The organism is Acinetobacter sp. CIP-A165, from assembly GCF_000367985.1.
In the GTDB taxonomy this organism is placed as follows: domain Bacteria; phylum Pseudomonadota; class Gammaproteobacteria; order Pseudomonadales; family Moraxellaceae; genus Acinetobacter.
The window spans coordinates 500894-519981 of record NZ_KB849200.1 but is presented as its reverse complement, the minus strand read 5'-3'; the positions used below and the strand labels follow the sequence as shown (position 1 = coordinate 519981).

The 19088-nt window shown below is 40.8% G+C and carries 20 protein-coding genes; 8 read left to right on the top strand and 12 right to left on the bottom strand.

Features of this window, described 5'->3' with window-relative positions:
* Positions 1-192 precede the first annotated feature (192 nt).
* On the top strand, positions 193-414 hold the full coding sequence (gene infA, locus F991_RS02320) for a translation initiation factor IF-1 (RefSeq protein WP_001284370.1): 222 nt from the start codon (positions 193-195) through the stop codon (positions 412-414).
* Between the two features lie 231 nt (positions 415-645).
* On the top strand, positions 646-1053 hold the full coding sequence (locus F991_RS02315; protein WP_004668524.1) for a hypothetical protein: 408 nt from the start codon (positions 646-648) through the stop codon (positions 1051-1053).
* Positions 1054-1110: 57 nt separating this feature from the next.
* On the opposite strand, the gene leuB is transcribed toward F991_RS02315, so the two are convergent.
* The 4 genes from leuB to leuC all read right to left on the bottom strand — a co-directional run bounded on the left by leuB (position 1111) and on the right by leuC (position 5002).
* Complete coding sequence (gene leuB / locus F991_RS02310; protein ID WP_004668521.1) at positions 1111-2190, bottom strand: 3-isopropylmalate dehydrogenase; 1080 nt, start codon at positions 2188-2190, stop codon at positions 1111-1113.
* 43 nt (positions 2191-2233) lie between these two features.
* The gene (locus F991_RS02305) at positions 2234-2809 is read right to left on the bottom strand and encodes a hypothetical protein (protein ID WP_004668520.1); all 576 of its coding nucleotides are present in this window, start codon (positions 2807-2809) and stop codon (positions 2234-2236) included.
* Positions 2810-2923: 114 nt separating this feature from the next.
* Entirely contained in the window at positions 2924-3571 is a 648-nt protein-coding gene (gene leuD / locus F991_RS02300; RefSeq protein ID WP_004668518.1) for a 3-isopropylmalate dehydratase small subunit, read from the bottom strand.
* Positions 3572-3583: 12 nt separating this feature from the next.
* The gene (leuC, locus tag F991_RS02295) at positions 3584-5002 is read right to left on the bottom strand and encodes a 3-isopropylmalate dehydratase large subunit (RefSeq protein ID WP_004668517.1); all 1419 of its coding nucleotides are present in this window, start codon (positions 5000-5002) and stop codon (positions 3584-3586) included.
* 293 nt (positions 5003-5295) lie between these two features.
* Between leuC and F991_RS02290 the strand changes: the two genes are divergently transcribed.
* The 3 genes from F991_RS02290 (at position 5296) to F991_RS02280 (ending at position 7465) form a co-directional block, all read left to right on the top strand.
* Complete coding sequence (locus F991_RS02290; protein WP_004668515.1) at positions 5296-5961, top strand: hypothetical protein; 666 nt, start codon at positions 5296-5298, stop codon at positions 5959-5961.
* A 376-nt stretch (positions 5962-6337) separates the two neighbouring features.
* Positions 6338-6547, top strand: a complete 210-nt coding sequence (locus F991_RS02285; RefSeq protein WP_212749344.1) for a DUF2061 domain-containing protein — start codon at positions 6338-6340, stop codon at positions 6545-6547.
* 60 nt (positions 6548-6607) lie between these two features.
* Complete coding sequence (locus tag F991_RS02280; RefSeq protein ID WP_004668510.1) at positions 6608-7465, top strand: LysR family transcriptional regulator; 858 nt, start codon at positions 6608-6610, stop codon at positions 7463-7465.
* On the opposite strand, the gene F991_RS02275 is transcribed toward F991_RS02280, so the two are convergent.
* The gene (locus F991_RS02275) at positions 7462-8112 is read right to left on the bottom strand and encodes an HAD family hydrolase (protein WP_004668508.1); all 651 of its coding nucleotides are present in this window, start codon (positions 8110-8112) and stop codon (positions 7462-7464) included. The two genes, F991_RS02280 and F991_RS02275, sit on opposite strands and share 4 nt — an antisense overlap.
* 184 nt (positions 8113-8296) lie before the next feature.
* On the opposite strand from F991_RS02275, the gene F991_RS02270 reads away from it, so the two are divergent.
* Together F991_RS02270 and ptsP are read left to right on the top strand one after the other, a co-directional pair.
* On the top strand, positions 8297-8773 hold the full coding sequence (locus F991_RS02270; RefSeq protein ID WP_004668505.1) for an RNA pyrophosphohydrolase: 477 nt from the start codon (positions 8297-8299) through the stop codon (positions 8771-8773).
* 92 nt (positions 8774-8865) lie between these two features.
* Entirely contained in the window at positions 8866-11160 is a 2295-nt protein-coding gene (gene ptsP, locus F991_RS02265; protein WP_004668504.1) for a phosphoenolpyruvate--protein phosphotransferase, read from the top strand.
* Between the two features lie 79 nt (positions 11161-11239).
* Here ptsP and F991_RS02260 read toward each other — a convergent pair whose 3' ends face one another.
* Entirely contained in the window at positions 11240-11689 is a 450-nt protein-coding gene (locus tag F991_RS02260) for a hypothetical protein (RefSeq protein WP_004668501.1), read from the bottom strand.
* Between the two features lie 545 nt (positions 11690-12234).
* On the opposite strand from F991_RS02260, the gene F991_RS02255 reads away from it, so the two are divergent.
* On the top strand, positions 12235-13755 hold the full coding sequence (locus F991_RS02255; protein WP_004668500.1) for a catalase: 1521 nt from the start codon (positions 12235-12237) through the stop codon (positions 13753-13755).
* Between the two features lie 57 nt (positions 13756-13812).
* Here F991_RS02255 and F991_RS02250 read toward each other — a convergent pair whose 3' ends face one another.
* The 6 genes from F991_RS02250 to F991_RS02225 form a co-directional block, all read right to left on the bottom strand.
* A complete protein-coding gene (locus F991_RS02250) occupies positions 13813-14244 on the bottom strand; it encodes a GNAT family N-acetyltransferase (protein WP_004668497.1) in 432 nt (143 codons plus the stop codon).
* 46 nt (positions 14245-14290) lie between these two features.
* Entirely contained in the window at positions 14291-15343 is a 1053-nt protein-coding gene (locus tag F991_RS02245; protein ID WP_004668495.1) for an MBL fold metallo-hydrolase, read from the bottom strand.
* Between the two features lie 421 nt (positions 15344-15764).
* Positions 15765-16373, bottom strand: a complete 609-nt coding sequence (locus F991_RS02240) for a glutathione S-transferase family protein (protein WP_004668494.1) — start codon at positions 16371-16373, stop codon at positions 15765-15767.
* A gap of 51 nt (positions 16374-16424) precedes the next feature.
* Positions 16425-17123 carry a helix-turn-helix transcriptional regulator gene (locus F991_RS02235; RefSeq protein WP_004668492.1) on the bottom strand — a complete coding sequence of 233 codons (699 nt, stop codon included), beginning with the start codon at positions 17121-17123 and terminating at the stop codon, positions 16425-16427.
* A gap of 69 nt (positions 17124-17192) precedes the next feature.
* Positions 17193-17867, bottom strand: a complete 675-nt coding sequence (locus tag F991_RS02230; protein WP_171063390.1) for an HAD-IA family hydrolase — start codon at positions 17865-17867, stop codon at positions 17193-17195.
* A gap of 20 nt (positions 17868-17887) precedes the next feature.
* Entirely contained in the window at positions 17888-18820 is a 933-nt protein-coding gene (locus F991_RS02225; protein ID WP_004668490.1) for an RluA family pseudouridine synthase, read from the bottom strand.
* Positions 18821-19088 lie beyond the last annotated feature (268 nt).

Here is a 19088-nt window from a genome sequence, read left to right as displayed (position 1 = left end):
GAACAATAAATTTAGATTAACGTTGATTGACCAAACTGACAACACTATTCTGCTTCTTTTGTTAAAAAAAATTTATAAATTGTCTGACAGTTCTTTTGATTAATATCTGACAGCCTTGCTTAGCTTATATCTTGTAAATTTTAAATAAATTGACTATAATTTGCGCCTTTCCAATTTGATCTCAGGTAGGCTATGGCCAATAAAGAGGAACTCATTGAGTTCGAAGGCGTTGTCACCGAAACGCTTCCTAATACGATGTTCCGTGTACGTTTAGAAAACGGTCACGAAGTTATTGCTCACATTTCTGGTAAAATGCGTAAACACTATATCCGTATTTTGACAGGTGACAGTGTAAAAGTTGAAATGACACCTTATGATTTGACAAAGGGTCGTATCACTTATCGTGCGCGCTAAGAATTAGTGAATGCAAAAAAGCCACATCTCGTGGCTTTTTTTACAAGCGATAAGCGAATGCGCTATTTAACGGTCTAGCAATCACTTAAATGTTTAAGGTATCCTCAGCGATATGTCAGTATTGCTGTAATATAATATCGTCTCCAGAACGGATAGATTTAAATACGTCTCTCACGCTCGCTGCTCAAAAATATAAAAATTATTTATTCCAAAAATAAGGAAATAGTCACAATGCATTATAAATTTTTTATTATTTTCTTCGCATTACTATTACAAGGTTGCGCAACACCGGGATGGCAATCTGTTCAACTGCAAGATTACTTACAGCCTTATATTGGGCAGTCAGCCGATGACATTCAACACAAGCTCAATTTGAACGATTTAGGCTTTCAAACATTAAAACAACCTAAAAAAACTGATCGTTCTTTGATTTTCACCGTACTGCGTCCAATCAACATTCCTGTACCGATGCCACAATCATTTGGTGAATCTGGTTCAGGCATGGGGAGTTCTGCACGTATAGGTGCGGTTCAAACGGGTCAACAATCCTACGATGTTAATTTTTATTGTCATATTATTTTTGAGTTAGATCAGCAACAAATTGCGCGTTCAATTCGCTATGAAGGTAAAGCGTGCTAAATCAATATACCAAATAAAAAACGCAGCCTTTTTAGCTGCGTTTTTTCAATATAGACTCTAGCTCAGTGCTGAAACAACCGCCTCACCCATCGCATCTGTACCCACTTTGGTCATGCCTTCAGACATAATATCCGCGGTACGTAAACCTTGATCTAATACTTGACCAACAGCATCTTCAATCGCTTTGGCTGCTGCTTCTTCACGGAAGGTATAGCGCAACATCATTGCAACCGAAAGCACAGTGGCAAGTGGATTCGCGACATTTTGACCTGCGATATCTGGTGCAGAACCATGACATGGTTCGTACATGCCTTTGCCCTTTTCATCCAATGATGCTGAAGGCAACATACCAATTGAGCCCGTCAACATTGCGGCTTCATCCGACAAAATATCGCCAAATAAATTACCTGTCACAATCACATCAAACTGTTTAGGTGCGCGAACCAATTGCATCGCAGCATTATCGACATACATATGCGATAACTGAATATTTGAATATTGCGCTTGCTGTAAATCGGTTACTGTTTGCTTCCACAACTCGGTCACTTCAAGCACATTGGCTTTATCGACTGAACACACTTTACCACCACGTAAGCCAGCTAGCTCAAACGCGACTTTAGCAATACGCTTGATTTCGCTTTCGGAATAAACGTCAGTGTTGTAGCCTTGTTTTTCACCGTTTTCGAGTTCACGGATACCACGTGGCTGACCGAAATAAATACCACCTGTCAGCTCACGCACAATCAGAATATCTAAACCTGCAACAATTTCTGGTTTTAAGCTTGAAGCGTCAGCCAATTGTGGATACAAAATCGCTGGACGCAAATTGGCAAATAAATTCAGCTCACTGCGGATTTTGAGTAAACCACGTTCAGGACGAATCGAACGTTCGATGCTGTCCCATTTAGGACCACCTACAGCACCTAATAAAATTGCATCTGCTTTTTTGGCTTGTTCACTGGTCACAGCTGGATAGGGTTCGCCATGTGCATCAATTGCTGAACCACCGAGCAAACCATGTTCCCATGTCAAACCTAGATTAAATTTATGATTGACCTTGGTTAAAACTTTTTCAGCAGCGCCCACGATTTCAGGGCCAATACCATCACCCGCTAAAATTAAAATATGTTTAGACATCTATTTTTCCAGTTTGATATAAGCAGTTTACACTGCAAGCCAATTAAACTCTTCTTTCAACAAACTCGCCTAAGCCTTTACGGACATCATAAGATCGGCAAAAACGGCGAATCGTGCGTTGTTCCTGCTGCAAATCAACACATAGCGGGTCAGGTGCAGAGACATTTAATAAACTCCCCGAACCAGATGGCCTATCTCTATACATTTTAAAGGTATAGTTTAAATAAGGCTTGAATTCATGAATGACATGAAAAGTCTCCGCACGATCTAAAGAGATTGGATAAAAGCGAATCACGACTTCATATTCTTTGGCAGGAACACTCAGATAGACTTGTTGTTTTCGACTAAAAACCGAACCTTGTAGTCTCACAATGCCTCGCTCCATCGCCTCTCGACTGATGCGATGCGAGGTCGCATTAATCACCTCAGTATCATCGATACGTGCAAATTCACAATTTTCTACGCCTGAACAATATAAAGTTGCGTTATTCGCTCTCTGCTCTAAAGTATTTTGAGCAATACGAACTTGATCAACCACATTTTGTGTATTCTGACAGGCAGTTAAAGTCGTACCAACACATAAACACAGCAAAATATTGCGTGCTAATATCCTTCTCATTGTTCGGGCCCAGTCCTCATGTCATATCAACATGCAAGCAAATTAATCTTTGTTTGCATGTTAACAAGAGTTGTATCGCTATGCCATGATTATGTTCAAATTGTATTCAAACAATTAGGCTTTGATTTCATCAAATACCCAAGGACGCACTTGTTTGGCTTTCGCTTCAAAATCTCGAATCTCATCAGCCACTTGTAAAGTTAAACCAATGTCATCTAAACCATTCAGCAAACAATGTTTGCGGAATGGATCAACTTCAAAATTGAAGGCTTCACCTGTTGGCGTACGTACTTGTTGTGCTTCCAAATCAATGGTCAATTGATAACCTTCTTCAGCACATTCTTTAAATAACTGATCTACAATCTCTTCAGACAAGATCACAGGCAACATGCCATTTTTAAAACAGTTATTAAAGAAAATATCTGCGAAGCTTGGCGCAATCACGGTACGGAAACCATATTCATTTAACGCCCAAGGTGCATGTTCACGACTTGAACCACAACCAAAATTGGTACGCGCTAACAAAATCGTTGAGCCTTGGTAACGAGGCTGATTCAAAACAAAATCAGGGTTTTTAGGACGTTTACTAATGTCTTGACCTAAATAGCCTTCATCTAAATAGCGTAATTCATCAAATAAATTATCGCCGAATCCCGTACGTTTAATTGATTTTAAAAACTGTTTCGGAATAATTAAATCAGTATCCACATTGGCACGATCTAAAGGTGCAACAATACCTTGTTCTACAGTATATTTTTCCATGATTTTGCTCCCTTAGAATGAACGAACATCAACGAAATGACCTGCAATCGCTGCCGCAGCTGCCATCGCGGGACTGACTAAATGGGTACGCCCACCATTGCCCTGACGACCTTCAAAGTTACGATTTGAGGTTGATGCACAATGCTCACCTGGTTGTAACTTATCTGCATTCATCGCCAAACACATTGAGCAACCCGGTTCACGCCATTCAAAACCTGCTTCCAAGAAAATTTGATCCAAACCTTCTTGCTCTGCCTGCTGTTTAACCAAACCAGAACCCGGAACAATCATCGCTTGTTTGATACTTGAAGCGACTTTACGACCTTTCACGACTTCGGCAGCGGCACGAATATCTTCAATACGAGAGTTAGTACATGAACCAATAAAGACGCGATCCAATTGGATATCAGCCAAAGCCTGACCCGCGTTTAAGCCCATATATTGATAAGCACGTGTCCAATCATTACGTTGTACATCATCTTTGGCTTGTTCTAAAGTTGGCACTGCTTGCGTAACTGGAATCACCATTTCTGGAGAAGTTCCCCAAGATACTTGTGGCTCAATCTCTGCGCCATTCAATACAACGACAGCATCAAACTCAGCGTCTTCATCAGAATGTAAAGTGTTCCAATATTCTACCGCTTGTTCCCACTGTTCGCCTTTAGGTGCATAGTTACGATCCTTCACGTAGGCAATAGTCTTGTCATCCACTGCAACCATACCAACACGCGCACCCGCTTCGATTGCCATATTGCACACTGTCATACGGCCTTCAATCGACATATCACGGAACACTTGTCCGCCAAACTCGATTGCATAACCTGTACCACCAGCCGTACCAATCTTACCGATGATGGCCAAAACCACATCTTTCGATGTCACGCCTTTGCCCAATACACCATCCACACGGACTAACATATTTTTAGATTTTTTCTGTACTAAGCATTGTGTTGCCAATACATGTTCAACTTCTGATGTCCCAATCCCATGTGCCAAACAACCAAAAGCACCATGCGTTGCAGTATGCGAGTCACCACAAACCACGGTCATACCCGGTAAAGTTAAACCTTGCTCTGGGCCTACAACATGCGCAATCCCTTGGCGAATGTCATTAATCCCAAATTCAACGATATTAAATGTTTTACAGTTATCGTCTAAGGTTTGCACTTGGATACGAGAGGTTTCGTCCTCAATTCCTGCAATCCCTTGTTCACGCTCTTTTTTAGAGGTTGGAACGTTGTGGTCAGGTGTTGCGACATTGGCACTTAAACGCCATGGTTGACGCCCAGCAAGCTGTAAACCCTCAAAGGCTTGAGGACTGGTGACTTCATGCAATAAGTGACGGTCAATATAAATCAAACACGAACCATCATCGCGTTGCGTTACTAAATGGTCATCCCATAATTTGTCATACAATGTTTTGCCTGCCATGTCGTCGCTCTCCATCGTGCTTGTCATAGGACTGGGTAATTTAATCTTAAGCTGATTATAACAATGGTTTTACATAAATCTAATTTATCATTTTTATAAATTAACAAACTTTTTGGAATGACTTAGGATTTCCTTGATAAAATTTAATGTACTTTAAATACATCAACCATGAGATAAGACGACAATACCTATCTAATAACTCATAAAAAAATATAGTTAACCAAAAAATAACTAATTTTGTATAATTCCTCAGAAATTTATAAAGCAACTTACGCCTTTCGGATACAAAATCAATGCAAAAACTTATATTCCCATCTATTTTTATATTCGTCTCTCTCTTCACTGGATGTGCAAGCACCCCAACTCAGAAACTTAATGTAAATACTGTAAAAGCATCAAATCCAACATCCTTGATTATCTCCAAAAGAGAAAAACCATCTTTCTTAGCAACTACGGCATTAAATGTACAGTTTGCTCTTCTTGGACTGGCTGCTCAGATATCTAGTGGCAACAAGATCATCAACGAAAATCAGGTAGAAGATCCTGCGATCTATATAGCGAATGAACTAGCGAAAACACTAGAGAGCCAACTAGGGATAACGCATATCACAACAAGCACATCTACGACCGCAACGAATAATATTAAAACACTTGCTGAACAGCACAAAGAGGCAGATATTCTACTCGATGTTCAAACAACATACTGGCAGTCTATTTACTACACTTCAGATTGGAATAACTATCGAGTTGTATACGCTGCAAAACTAAGATTGATTGATACTAAGAATAAAAAAGTCATTGCTGAAAGCATTTGTTCAAAAAAACAAGACGACAAAAAAAATTCACCATCTTATGACCAATTAATTGCAAATAATGCTGCTGTGTTAAAGGCTGCTCTTAAATCACATGCGGATGAATGTATCAGTGAATTTAAAACAAATGCTTTAGGCTCAATCTAAAATTTCATAAGCTCATCCATAAAAGTAGTCATTCAATTAAAAAACCTTCGACATGCTCAGCGTAATGTCCCCTGAGCATGTCGAAGGGAAGCGATCACATATATTCAATTTGGAGAGTGAGCCTATGCGCAAAAAATGGGATAAAAAGTCGTGTAGTTTTTGAAACTTGTCCAAGTAAAGCGACGCTTTAATTTATGAGTAAGTATATTAAAGTATCCAACTAGAATAAGAATGGGTGTTCAAGTTGTTGTTAATTTTACAACACCAGTAAAAGATACATTCACAAATCCAATCACCATAAATCAAAATTTCTTTTTTACCTTACAAACAATAATGATTATCATTTAAATAATTAAAATTTACGATGGTGCTCACAATGGCGAATATTCAACAATTCGTAATAAACAATCAACGGACGCTCAAAAAGACCTTGAGTTACTATATCTTACATATTAGTGTTGCTATGCTGGTCGCCTATGCGATTACAGGAAACTTACTCGTGTCTGCAACCTTGAGCTTACTTGAACCAACCGTACAGGCGTTTGCTTTTTTCTTCCATGAAAAAGTGTGGAGTCGTTTTGGTTAAATGACATAAAGTAAATCAAGCTCTTGGTTAAATTTTTAAAATGTTCTTGGATACATCCCTATGAACCTTGCTGCATTTGAAGCATTTGTAAAAGTGATGGAAACAGGTTCTATTTCTATCGCGGCAGAACAATTATTTATAACACAACCTGCGGTCACCAAACGGATTCATAGCTTAGAACAGTATTTTGATGTCAAGCTATTTGAATCCGCAGGACGGGGTATACAACCCACCTATGCTGCACACTCACTGTTGCCTAAAGTAAGGGGTTGGCTCAACGAACTTGGCGAAATTCACCACACCTTAAGCCATGAGCAAGCGCAGGTACAAGGTCGTTTAAAAATCGGGACCAGCCATCACATCGGCTTGCATCATTTGGCAGAACCACTCAAAAACTTTGTGCAGCATTTTCCCAAAGTCACTTTAGATGTTCATTTCGTCGATTCTGAACAAGCGCATGAGCACGTACTCGCTGGCGAATTAGAACTTGCATTTTTGACCTTACCACCTGTTGGGGATGATCGTCTGCGTTATGTGACGATTTGGAATGATCCTTTGGTTTTTGTCGCGTCGCCCTTTCATCCTTTAGCACAACAACAAAACCTGAAGCTCGAAGACCTGATTGCCTACCCAAGCTTACTTCCAGCAGCACACACTTATACCAGTCAAATCACTCTGGCTGAATTTGAGAAAAAAGGCTTAAAGCCTAAGATCAGCATGAGCAATAACCCGTTAGAATCCATCAGAATGTTGGTTTCGATTGGCTTAGGTTGGTCAGTGTTACCAAAGACCTTACTCAATCATGATTTACAACAATTAGATTTGAATCTAGATATGCAGCGCAAATTGGGCATGGTGTGGCACCCTGCCCGCATTCAGTCTAAAGCTGCTGAAGAGTTAATTAGGATGATGACCTAAATCGACCAGTCTTGGATTTCCCATGCTTGCTCTTGAGCGAGTGTTTCTAAACGGTCATCTGGGTTCACCGCAATGGCATGGGTTGCATACTCTAATAAGAAACGGTCATTAATCGAATCCGAATAAGCCCAAGACTCCTCTACTTCACGACCTGCTAACCATTGATCCAAGCGCACCAACTTACCTTTTTGATAGCATGGCACGCCCGTTACTTTACCCGTGTATTTGTCTGCAATCACTTCAGCATTGGTGGCAATAATTTCGGTAATGCCAAATTCACGGAAAATCGGTGCAGTAATAAAATCACTAGTCGCAGTAATCCCAACAATCGCATGCCCCAACGCTTGATGTCGTTGAATTGCCTCAAAACCTTTAGGGCGCATTTGTGGACGAATCACTTTTTGCATAAATAACTGATGAAGTTCCGTTAAATACGCATTGTCATGTTTGGTCAAAAACTCAAAAACAAATTCATTATAAGCAATCGGATCAAGTTGCCCTGCTTTATAGTCTTCATAAAACTTGTCATTCATTTGACGATGATGAACTGGATCGACCAAAGCTTCATTGACCAAAAATTCACCCCACGAATGGTCAGAATCGGTATTTAACAGGGTGTGATCTAAATCAAACAAAGCCAATTTCATATAAATGCTCATTTAAATGCAAATTAAAGAAAAAAAACGTAAATCTATTTCCGTAAGTCACTAAAAATTCGTTAAGATCATAGCAATTTTAAACATTTTACTTTGATCTTTTTCGAGTTGGACGTGCAAGCGTGACTGTCCCCGATATCAAAGTCAACGATATAGACAAAATTTAGGTAGCCAAATGATCGACTCAGAAGGTTTCCGACCCAACGTCGGGATCATTTTGGCAAACGATGACGGACACGTCTTATGGGCAAAACGCATTGGTCACAATGCTTGGCAATTTCCACAAGGAGGTATCCAGTTTGGAGAAACCCCTGAGCAGGCACTTTACCGTGAACTGAGAGAAGAAGTCGGTTTATTGCCCGAACACGTCCAAATTATAGCGCAAACTAAAGGTTGGCTGCGTTATCGTTTGCCACATCGGTACATTCGGTCAGATTCAGATCCGATATGTATTGGACAAAAGCAAAAGTGGTTTTTACTGAAATTAACGGCTTCGCCCCATCATATTCAGTTAAACCTATCAGACCCACCCGAGTTCGATGAATGGCAATGGGTGAGTTACTGGTATCCATTAGGTCAAGTGGTCAACTTCAAACGTGATGTTTACCGTAAAGCCATGATGGAATTGTGCATACAATTACCTCAGCGTTAATTGTTATAGAATCATCATTTTAAGCAATGATTTTAAACAAGAGAGCTGTTATAAATAGGCATATAACGATTTATAAATTGGAGTAAACATCCATGTCAAACATGCAACTCGACACCCTCAGACGCATTGTGCAAGAAATCAATGCGTCCGTCAGTTTGCATGACTCTTTGGACATTATGGTCAATCATGTGGCTGAAGCGATGCACGTGGATGTATGCTCTATATATCTCTTAGATGAGCGTAATCGTCGTTATGTGTTGATGGCCTCAAAAGGTTTAAACCCTGAATCCGTTGGACAAGTCTCTTTAAGTGTCGGTACTGGTTTGGTCGGTTTAGTCGGTCAACGCGAAGAAATTGTCAACTTAGACAATGCACCAAAACATGAACGCTTTGCTTATTTGCCGGAAACAGGTGAAGAATTATTTAACTCATTCCTTGGCGTACCCGTGATGTATCGCCGTAAGGTTATGGGTGTTTTGGTGGTCCAAAATAAGGAATCACAAGACTTTAGTGAAGCGGCTGAATCCTTTTTGGTCACGCTATGTGCACAACTATCTGGTGTGATCGCGCATGCCCATGCTGTAGGGAATATTGACGTTTTCCGCAAACCTAACGGCGGCTCTACCTATAAAACCTTTCAGGGTGTATCTGGTGCGGGTGGCATCGCCTTAGGTCGTGCGATTGTACTTTATCCCCCTGCTGATTTAGCGGTGATTCCAGATCGCGAAGCTGAAGACATTAGCGATGAATTAGCATTACTCGATCAAGCGATTGCTTCAGTTCGTATAGAAATTCAGTCCTTAGATGAAAAAATGCAAGATTCCCTCATGTCGGAAGAGCGTGCTTTATTTAGCGTGTTCTTACGGATGTTGGATGAAAATGCACTGCCAAGTGAAATTAAAGACCATATTCGCTCAGGAAGTTGGGCACAAGGTGCGGTGCGGAAGGTGATTGATAAACACATCGCCCTCTTTGCACAAATGGAAGATGACTACCTACGAGAACGAGTTTCCGACCTTAAAGACTTAGGTCGTCGAATTCTCGCTTGCTTGCAGGAAAATGATACCAGTCATCGTGAGCTTAGCCCTGATAGCATCCTCATTGGTGAAGAAATCAGTACCGCTGCGCTCGTTGAACTTCCTGTTGATAATATTGCAGCGATTGTGACCTCCGAAGGTGCAGCCAATTCACATATGGTGATTGTGGCACGTGCACTCGGGATTCCAACAGTTGTGGGCGTAACCGAGTTACCGATTACCACGCTTGACGACATTGAGATGATTGTCGATGCCTATCAAGGACGGATCTTCGTCAATCCACCACGTCGATTACGCCAACGTTATAAAGAAGTCCAAAAAGAAGAAGAACAAATTGCCAAAGATTTAAAGCAGTATGAGACCAAAGATGCGATCACACCCGATGGCGTCGCGATCCCCTTGTTCGTCAATACCGGTTTAATGATTGATGTGGTGCGTGGGGTGCAACGCGGTGCCAAAGGTGTCGGGCTATATCGTAGTGAAATTCCATTTATGCTGCGTGAACGCTTCCCTGGTGAAGAAGAACAACGTGCGATTTACCGCCAACAACTCAGTCATTTCGCCAATAAACCTGTGACTATGCGAACACTGGATATTGGTGCGGATAAAGATCTGCCGTATTTTAGTATTGAAGAAGAGAACTCTGCATTGGGCTGGCGTGGCTTGCGCTTTACGCTGGATCATCCTGAGATTTTTTCTGCACAAATCCGTGCGATGCTAAAAGCCAGTATTGGTTTAAACAACCTTCATATCTTACTGCCAATGGTGACCAGTGTCAGTGAAGTGGAAGAAGTGCTGTACTTATTTGAGCGTGACTGGATTGCAGTTCAAGAAGAAGAACAAGTCAAAATCACCAAACCCAAACTCGGAATTATGGTTGAAGTGCCAAGCGTGCTGTTTCAAATTGATGAGTTTTCGGAACTGGTTGATTTCTTTTCTGTGGGTTCAAATGATTTAACGCAATATTTATTGGCAGTCGATCGTAATAACCCGCATGTGGCCAATGTCTACTCACATCTGCATCCCTCGGTTTTACGCGCATTGCGACAACTGGTACAAGACTGCCATAAGTATCAAAAACCGATCAGTATTTGTGGGGAAATGGCAGGTGATCCCTTGTCCGCAATTCTGTTGATGGCAATGGGCTTCGATACACTTTCTATGAGCTCAAGTAATATTTTAAGGGTCCGAAAGGCGATTTGTCATATTCCAATGAGTGATGCAAAACGGCTATTAGATGAAGTCTTACGTATGAATAATCCACTGCTGATTAAAAGCTGGTTAGAGCATTATTTTAGAACACATGGTTTAGCGGATATGGTTAAATCAAATCGTTTGGTGAACGCCTAGAACAGAGAAATCTAGCGTATCAACACAAATAAAAAAGGGTGATCCTCTTCTGAGCGTCACCCTTTCTTGTCACATCTTATTATTTTAAATAAATCTGTTGCTTGCCGCTTCCCAATTTAACACGAGGGAATTTTCGGTCGTAGTCAATCACAATCGCATCTTTGCCTGTCAAATTCTGAGTAGCCGACTCCCATGTCACGTAATAAGTAATCTCAGCGTCCCCGCGGACCGTCGGTTGAATCAGCTTTTTATGATCTGCTGGCACTGTAAAATTCACAGTAAACGGAACTTGAGAAACCTGCACTTGCTTTTGTTGAATTAAGGTCGCAGGCGCATCGGCCAAACCTGTTTCCAAAGCATATAAACTGACTGTACCCTGCTGTTCCGGCACGCTATAGATATTATTTCCAACAAATTCGACCGTTACTGTATTTGATTGAGTGGGTTTCAAGCCACTATGGGGAGCAACTGAGCTACAACCAGCCAGAAGAGTCACTGACAAACCTAAGCCATAAGCAATTTTTTTCATTTTTCTATCCCAAAACAGTTAGACTCAAAAATACCATGAAATAAAATCAATTCATTTTCACTTACATATTTCTAGCATTTAAGCTTAGAAATTCCATATCAATTGAATTTGCGAAATCACCTTATTTACACAACACCAACATGTATTTGCGCTATAACGTCTAAATATATTCATGCTGTCTTCATGCAAGCAGTTTTTCATTTTGACCGCTACCATCCCAGAAAAATATAGAATAAACATTTATTTTTTAAATATTTTTTAACTTCCTTAACAATTCATATATCAACACAAGTTAAGTTAACGTTTAAGATTTAAACAGCTTCAATCGAATAAAGCATTTAAGACATCAACTTTAATCCATTGGAAAAAAGAGTTTTATGCGCCTAGAGTAAAAAGTACAAAGGCTACACCTAATCATGGTAAATATTATTTAGGCATCTATCACGATACTCAATCGAGCCATGATTAGGCTGTAACGGTCCAACTTTCATAACGGTCTAATAGTCAGGCTGATTTCATGCAGATCACCCTGATGGAGAAGAAACATGAGCCAAGATGACAAAAAATGTCCTTATAGCCAACTTACAACAGACTTTGGTGCACCCGTCGTTGACAACCAAAATAGTTTAACTGCGGGCGCGCGAGGACCACTCCTTGCCCAAGACTTGTGGCTAAATGAAAAACTTGCCAACTTTGTGCGTGAAGTGATTCCTGAGCGTCGTATGCATGCCAAAGGTTCAGGTGCATTTGGTACATTTACAGTCACCCACGATATTACCCAATACACTCGCGCTAAAATTTTTAGTGAAATCGGCAAAAAAACTGAAATGTTCGCCCGTTTTACCACCGTTGCTGGTGAGCGTGGTGCCGCTGATGCGGAACGTGATATTCGCGGTTTTGCCCTTAAGTTTTATACTGAAGAAGGCAACTGGGATATGGTCGGGAATAACACGCCTGTGTTCTTTTTACGTGACCCACGTAAATTTCCAGATTTAAACAAAGCAGTGAAACGCGACCCTAAAACCAATCTTCGTAGCGCAACCAATAACTGGGATTTTTGGACTTTACTGCCAGAAGCACTGCATCAAGTGACCATCGTAATGTCAGACCGAGGAATTCCTGCCAGCTATCGTCATATGCATGGCTTTAGTAGCCACACCTATAGTTTTATTAACGCAGCCAATGAGCGTTACTGGGTAAAATTCCACTTTAGAACACAACAAGGCATCAAAAACCTCACTGATGCAGAAGCAGGTGAATTGGTTGGTCAAGATCGTGAAAGCCATCAACGGGATTTATTTGATGCGATAGAACGTGGCGACTATCCAAAATGGACGTTGTGTGTACAAATCATGCCTGAACAAGATGCTGAAAAAGTTCCCTACCATCCATTTGATTTAACCAAAGTTTGGCCTCATGGTGACTACCCACTCATCGAAGTTGGGGAGTTTGAGTTAAATCGTAATTCAGAAAACTTTTTCTTGGATGTTGAACAGTCCGCTTTTGCTCCGAGCAACCTCGTTCCTGGCATTAGCGTTTCACCAGACAAAATGCTGCAAGCACGTCTATTCAACTATGCTGATGCCCAACGTTATCGTTTAGGTGTGAATTATCAACAAATTCCAGTCAACGCGGCGCGCTGCCCTGTTCACAGCAATCACCGTGATGGTCAAGGGCGTACTGATGCCAATTACGGTGCTTTACCACACTACGAACCAAATAGTTTCGGTCAATGGCAAGAGCAAGCGCAATACAAAGAGCCACCATTAAAAATCAATGGCGATGCTGATTTCTGGGACTTCCGTGAAGATGATAACGACTACTTTAGCCAACCCCGTGCCCTGTTCGAACTGATGAAACCTGAACAACAACAGGCATTGTTTGACAATACAGCAGGCGCGATGGGTGATGCACTAGACTTTATTAAATATCGCCATATTCGTAACTGCTATGCGTGTCATCCCGCTTATGGTGAAGGTGTTGCACAAGCATTAGGTTTAACGGTGGCCGATGCTCAAGCCGCACGAGCAACCGATCCAGCGAGACATTTACCAAGCTTTCTTTAATTTTTGAAGTACAAAAAAGCCATCCTCGGATGGCTTTTTTACCCAAACAATTTAAAGCTACAAACTCAAATGCAAAATTGGGAAAGGTTTGCCCAATCCGTCCAGTGGGGAACGAGAAATGACTTTAAAGCCTAAACATTCATAGAAACCCACTGCCTGTGGATTTTGTTCATTGACATCTACGTTAGTCGCACCAAGCTGTTCAACAGCATAAAATAACAACTGCTTGCCAATGCCTTGACCTCGTGCTGCATTTCGAATAAACAACATCTCAATCTTTTTCTCTGCCACACCAACAAAGCCCAAAATCGCACCTGTATCACTTTTCATACACTTTAAAGTAACTGCTGGAAAAGCCTGTTCTATAATGATTGGCTTAAAAAAGGCAATATCATCTTCACTAATAAAATCATGTGTTGCTCGAACAGAATCCTCCCAAACGGCTAGTAGTTCTGCATAGTTTTCAGGATGTACAGCGTCTAGGAGCATAGTTTTCTCATATTTAAAAATAACAAATCAAGATTTAGCTTAAATGTTAAGCGCGTATGAAATGCCCTTCACGAATACAATAAAAAGGACTAATCAATCTTGAAGATGATTTCATTGCATGCATCAATTCATGTTCTGGCGTATCACGGTCTTCATCCGTCAACTGAAAAGTTCGATAATGAATCGCCAAAGAACGGTGGGCATGGAGATCTAAATGAGCGTGGAATGCATCCTGTGGATTCATATGCACATAATGCATCAATTTACGCGGTTCATATGCACCAATAGGCAATAATGCAACCCTTGCATCACCATAACGTTCGTGAATTTGTTTGAAGTGTCCCCCATAGCCCGAGTCACCCGCAAAGAAACAATGCCCCGTTTTAGCTAAAAGTGAAAAGCCACCCCATAACGCCCGATTTTGATCTCTAAATCCTCGTCCAGAAGCATGCTGCGCAGGGGTATAAGCGATCTTTAATTCATCATGAAACGGTATCTCCTGCCACCAATCCATTTCAATGACATGAAAGTGCTTCGGCATGTAATAGCCATTGCCCAAACCTGTATAAATTGGCATTTCAAACTTCTGATGTAACCAATCCAGAGTTGCTAAGTCCATGTGATCATAATGATTATGACTCAGCAAAACCCCATGAATAGTTGGCAAATGCTCTAAAGCTATGCCTGCGGTACACACACGCTGCGGCCCTCGCCCTTGTCTTGGGCTGGCATATTCACACCAAACTGGATCAGTCAAAAAATTATAAGGGCCGATTTGAATCAAAACAGTAGCATGACCAATAAACCACATTTGCCAATCATTGAGATCTGCATGCGGACGGTTTTGCGGCAATTCCAACATCTGATTACGCAGATTCAATTCTTGCGCAGGATCAACACGCCATGTAAAAGACTTACGCGTCGCAAGCCATTTAAATAAAGCTTTACGACCCAACGATGTTAAAGGTCTTTCTAGATTATAAAAACGATCAATACCAGAATGCTCAGAAGCCTCGTGTGGAAATGGAGGTTTCTCCCAAGTGTGGCTCAAGCAAGATTGTGTCGGCAATTGATAGGTTAATGTCGGCTTATCTTTCATGTACGTCTTCTTTGGTGGAATCCAATCGCATGAGGCATCAGCGAATATGTATTAAATGATAAGAAGTCTTTCAATCTAAGTTTTTTCAAATCAATAGATTGTATAATTTTTAAAGGATTTTATTTCATCCAAATCATCGACTTCAATCCTCACATAAGGTTCTTAGTTATGCTGATTTTCTCTAGTCGAGTCAATATAATTTTATTGCTGATCCTCATTGTTTACTTAATTTATGTAAGCTGACGTAATCCATTTTTTCCAAAACCTAAAATGAATAAAAAAACAGCCGATTAATACGACTGTTTTCTGCTTTAGTTTATTAGAACTGTTTCATCACTATTTAGCCTCTTTATATTTCTCCCATAGGGGCATGAGGAACGATTGAAGTTTCGCAAGGGAATTGATGAAAGAAATCTATTTTTTATACGTTACTAAAAAATGCAGCGAACTGTTGATAACTTGGTCGTTGGCTGACATTTTCTAAATAATGTTCTATTGCAGGATGAGGTTCTATTTCATTCATTTTTAACTGCCAAAATAACATCGCGGCAACCATCACATCCGCCGCAGTAAATTGGGTCCCACATAAATATGGATCCGCTTCACTTAAGCCCTGCACAAAAGCAGTATAAACATCTTGATCGTCACCATATCCAACAAACATCTTCTGTTCTGGTTTTATAGTTATACCGAGCATTTTATTGGTCGATGCAGCATCCCACGGTCCAGAAATAAACATCAGCCAACGATAGTAAATACCGCGCTGAGGATCATCCAATGCAGGTGCTAAACCTTTTTCTATAAACTTATCTGCCAAATAAGCACAAATAGCGCCTAACTCATAAATGACAACCCCATCATCAACCAAAACAGGAACCTTGCCAAAGGGATTAATTTTTAAATATTCAGGCGTTTTCATTTCGGTTTCAAAGGCAACTTCAATGCGTTCACATTCAATGCCAAGTTCGATCAGTAGCCAATCGACCACCACACCACGAGATTGAGAATTGGTATAAAGTTTAAGTGTCATTTTCATTTTTCCTTGTTTGTTGGTCTTATTTAAATGTAATGGTTTTGATTGTCAGTTTTTGTCAGTAGTCGAATGGCAGACTTCTTGTAGCCACCATCGTTGGAAAAGTTGTTGTTTAATGTGCGGATATAATTCTTGGCTTAAACTCAGTTGTAGTATTCGATCAATTCTGAAATGTCTAAATCCGTTACGCAACTCACACCAAGCCGCTAACACAATACGATCATTAAAATACCCGAGCGCAAATGGCCACAGCACTCTTGAACTCACTCGCTGCTGCTCATCTACATAATCGACCAAGATTTTGACTTGTTGACGAATAGCGACTCGAACTTGTTCAACCAATCGCTCATCGACAGGTAGCCATGTTTGGATTGACCTTAATGTCGTCTGCTGCAATAAATGCTGGCAATGTTCAGGTAATACTGCATTTAACTTAGCTAACACCGAAGTTGATGCAGCTTTTAAGGCTTGATCTGGAATGTCATTCAACCAATTTAAAGCCAAGAAAATGGCTTCTATTTCAGTTTCATTTAAGGTCATCGGCGGGAGTAAGAAATTTTCTTTAAGTTGAAAACCTACACCAGCGGCAGCCTCTATATTGACCCCTTGTGCTCGTAAACTCTCAATGTCACGATAAATACTACGTTGGCTGATCTGCAAGCGCTCAGCCAATACCTGTGCAGTCACAGGAAAGCGATATTCTCTTAACAGTTGTAAAAGGTTGAGTAAACGAATTGAACGACTCATGGTTTTCCTATTTTTATTATGGCTAATGGGAAAGCGTACTTCCCCATCTTTTTATCATTTTCAAATGGCTTAACTTTCTGTTAAAGCATTCACCTGCAAGATACGCTGTAAGTAACCCTGTAATTCCTGAACATTATGAGCAATCGCTAAAGGTTGATAACGTTGTAAAGTTTCAATGCTATGCACACCATAACTTACACCGATACGATGCATATTCAGATTTTGTGCCATCTCAAGATCATAACTGGTATCTCCCACCATAATCGCACGTGCCGCATCCACCTGCATTTCGGCAAGAATTTCTTGCAGCATCAACGGATCTGGCTTGGACTTGGTTTCACTGGCAGCACGGGTAATATCAAAAATATCATGGCTACTGGTTTGACTGAGTACACGATCTAAACCTTTCCGACTTTTTCCTGTGGCAACCGCAAGTTTCAAACCTTGCTGCTTTAAATCCATGAGTAATTCAGCAACGCCACTAAACCAAGCATCACCTTTAGAATTAGCAACATAATGATCTGCATAGCATTGCAAAATATCTTGCTGTAAATGTGGCACTTGAGGAAATAAGATTTGCATCACTTCAGGCAAGCCTAAACCAATAATACTTTTCGCAGCTTCATCCGTTAACGGTTGCTCGAATCGTTGTGCTGCATGTTGCAAGCTTGCCACAATCTGCCCAACGGAATCGAATAAAGTGCCATCCCAATCAAAAATCACCAGCTCAATGCTGTGACTGATTGCTATTTTATCAATTTGGCTCAAGGCTTTTTTCTCAACTCATCTATCACCTGTTGCATATCCTCAGGCATCGGCGCTTCAATCACGGGATAGTTTGGTATTTCCAAACGCATCGCATGTAAACACAAGCGTCTTGCTTCTGGACCCGCATAAGGTGTGTTGTGTCCATATTTATCATCGCCAATCAGCGGATGACCAATACTTAAACCGTGCACACGAATTTGATGAGTACGACCCGATAACGGTGAGGCATTGATCAGGGTTGCTGTCTTAAAGCGCTCTACCACCTTCCATTCTGTTTTACTCGGTTTACCCTCTTTGGTGACTCGAACCCGACGCTCGCCGTTAGAAAGCTCATAGCGAAGTAAAGGTGCATCAATCATTTGTTGATCCAAACTGACTTGCCCTTTTACAATCGCAGTATAGGTTTTCTGTATTTTATGCTCGCGCAGTAAATCCTGTAGCAGTTTTAAGGTACTACGCTTTTTACTGATCATCACCAAACCAGAGGTATCACGGTCAATACGGTGAATCAACTCTAAATATTTTTTCCCCGTCGCGGCACGTAAAGCCTCAATTAAGCCATACGCAACACCACTACCACCATGTACTGCGATACCGGATGGCTTATTCACCACCAACAGTCCTTCATCTTCATACACGACACGACTGAGTAAGCTTTGCGCCACACCATCACTCACAGGTACATCGCTGTCATCTTTTTGTTCATAGCGAATTGGTGCGACACGAATTTGATCCCCAATCGCCAAACGCGTCTCTGCTTTCACGCGTTTTTTGTTGATACGAACTTGCCCTTCGCGAATTAAACGATAAATTCGACTTTTTGGCACACCTTTTAATCGGGTAAATAAAAAGTTATCAATTCGCTGCCCTAATTGATGCTCATCCACTTCAAACCAAGTGACACTTTGCCATTGCTGTGTAGAATTCATACGCTCGATTAATCCAAGATTTACTAAATATGATTAAAAAATGATCATTTAGCTAAGTTATTTCACAAGAAACCTAAACTTAGCCCATAGGCAGATGCCGCAAGGTTTGGTATATTCATCACACGGATACCCTCGTAAGTGAGCGTCAAATCAAAAATTTTATTTAGTTAAAATTTCAAATAGATGAGAAACTCACCAATAGCTCGAATAGGTCCTAAAGAATTATGCCGACGCCGAAGGCTTATTATATCGGCAAAATGACAAACTG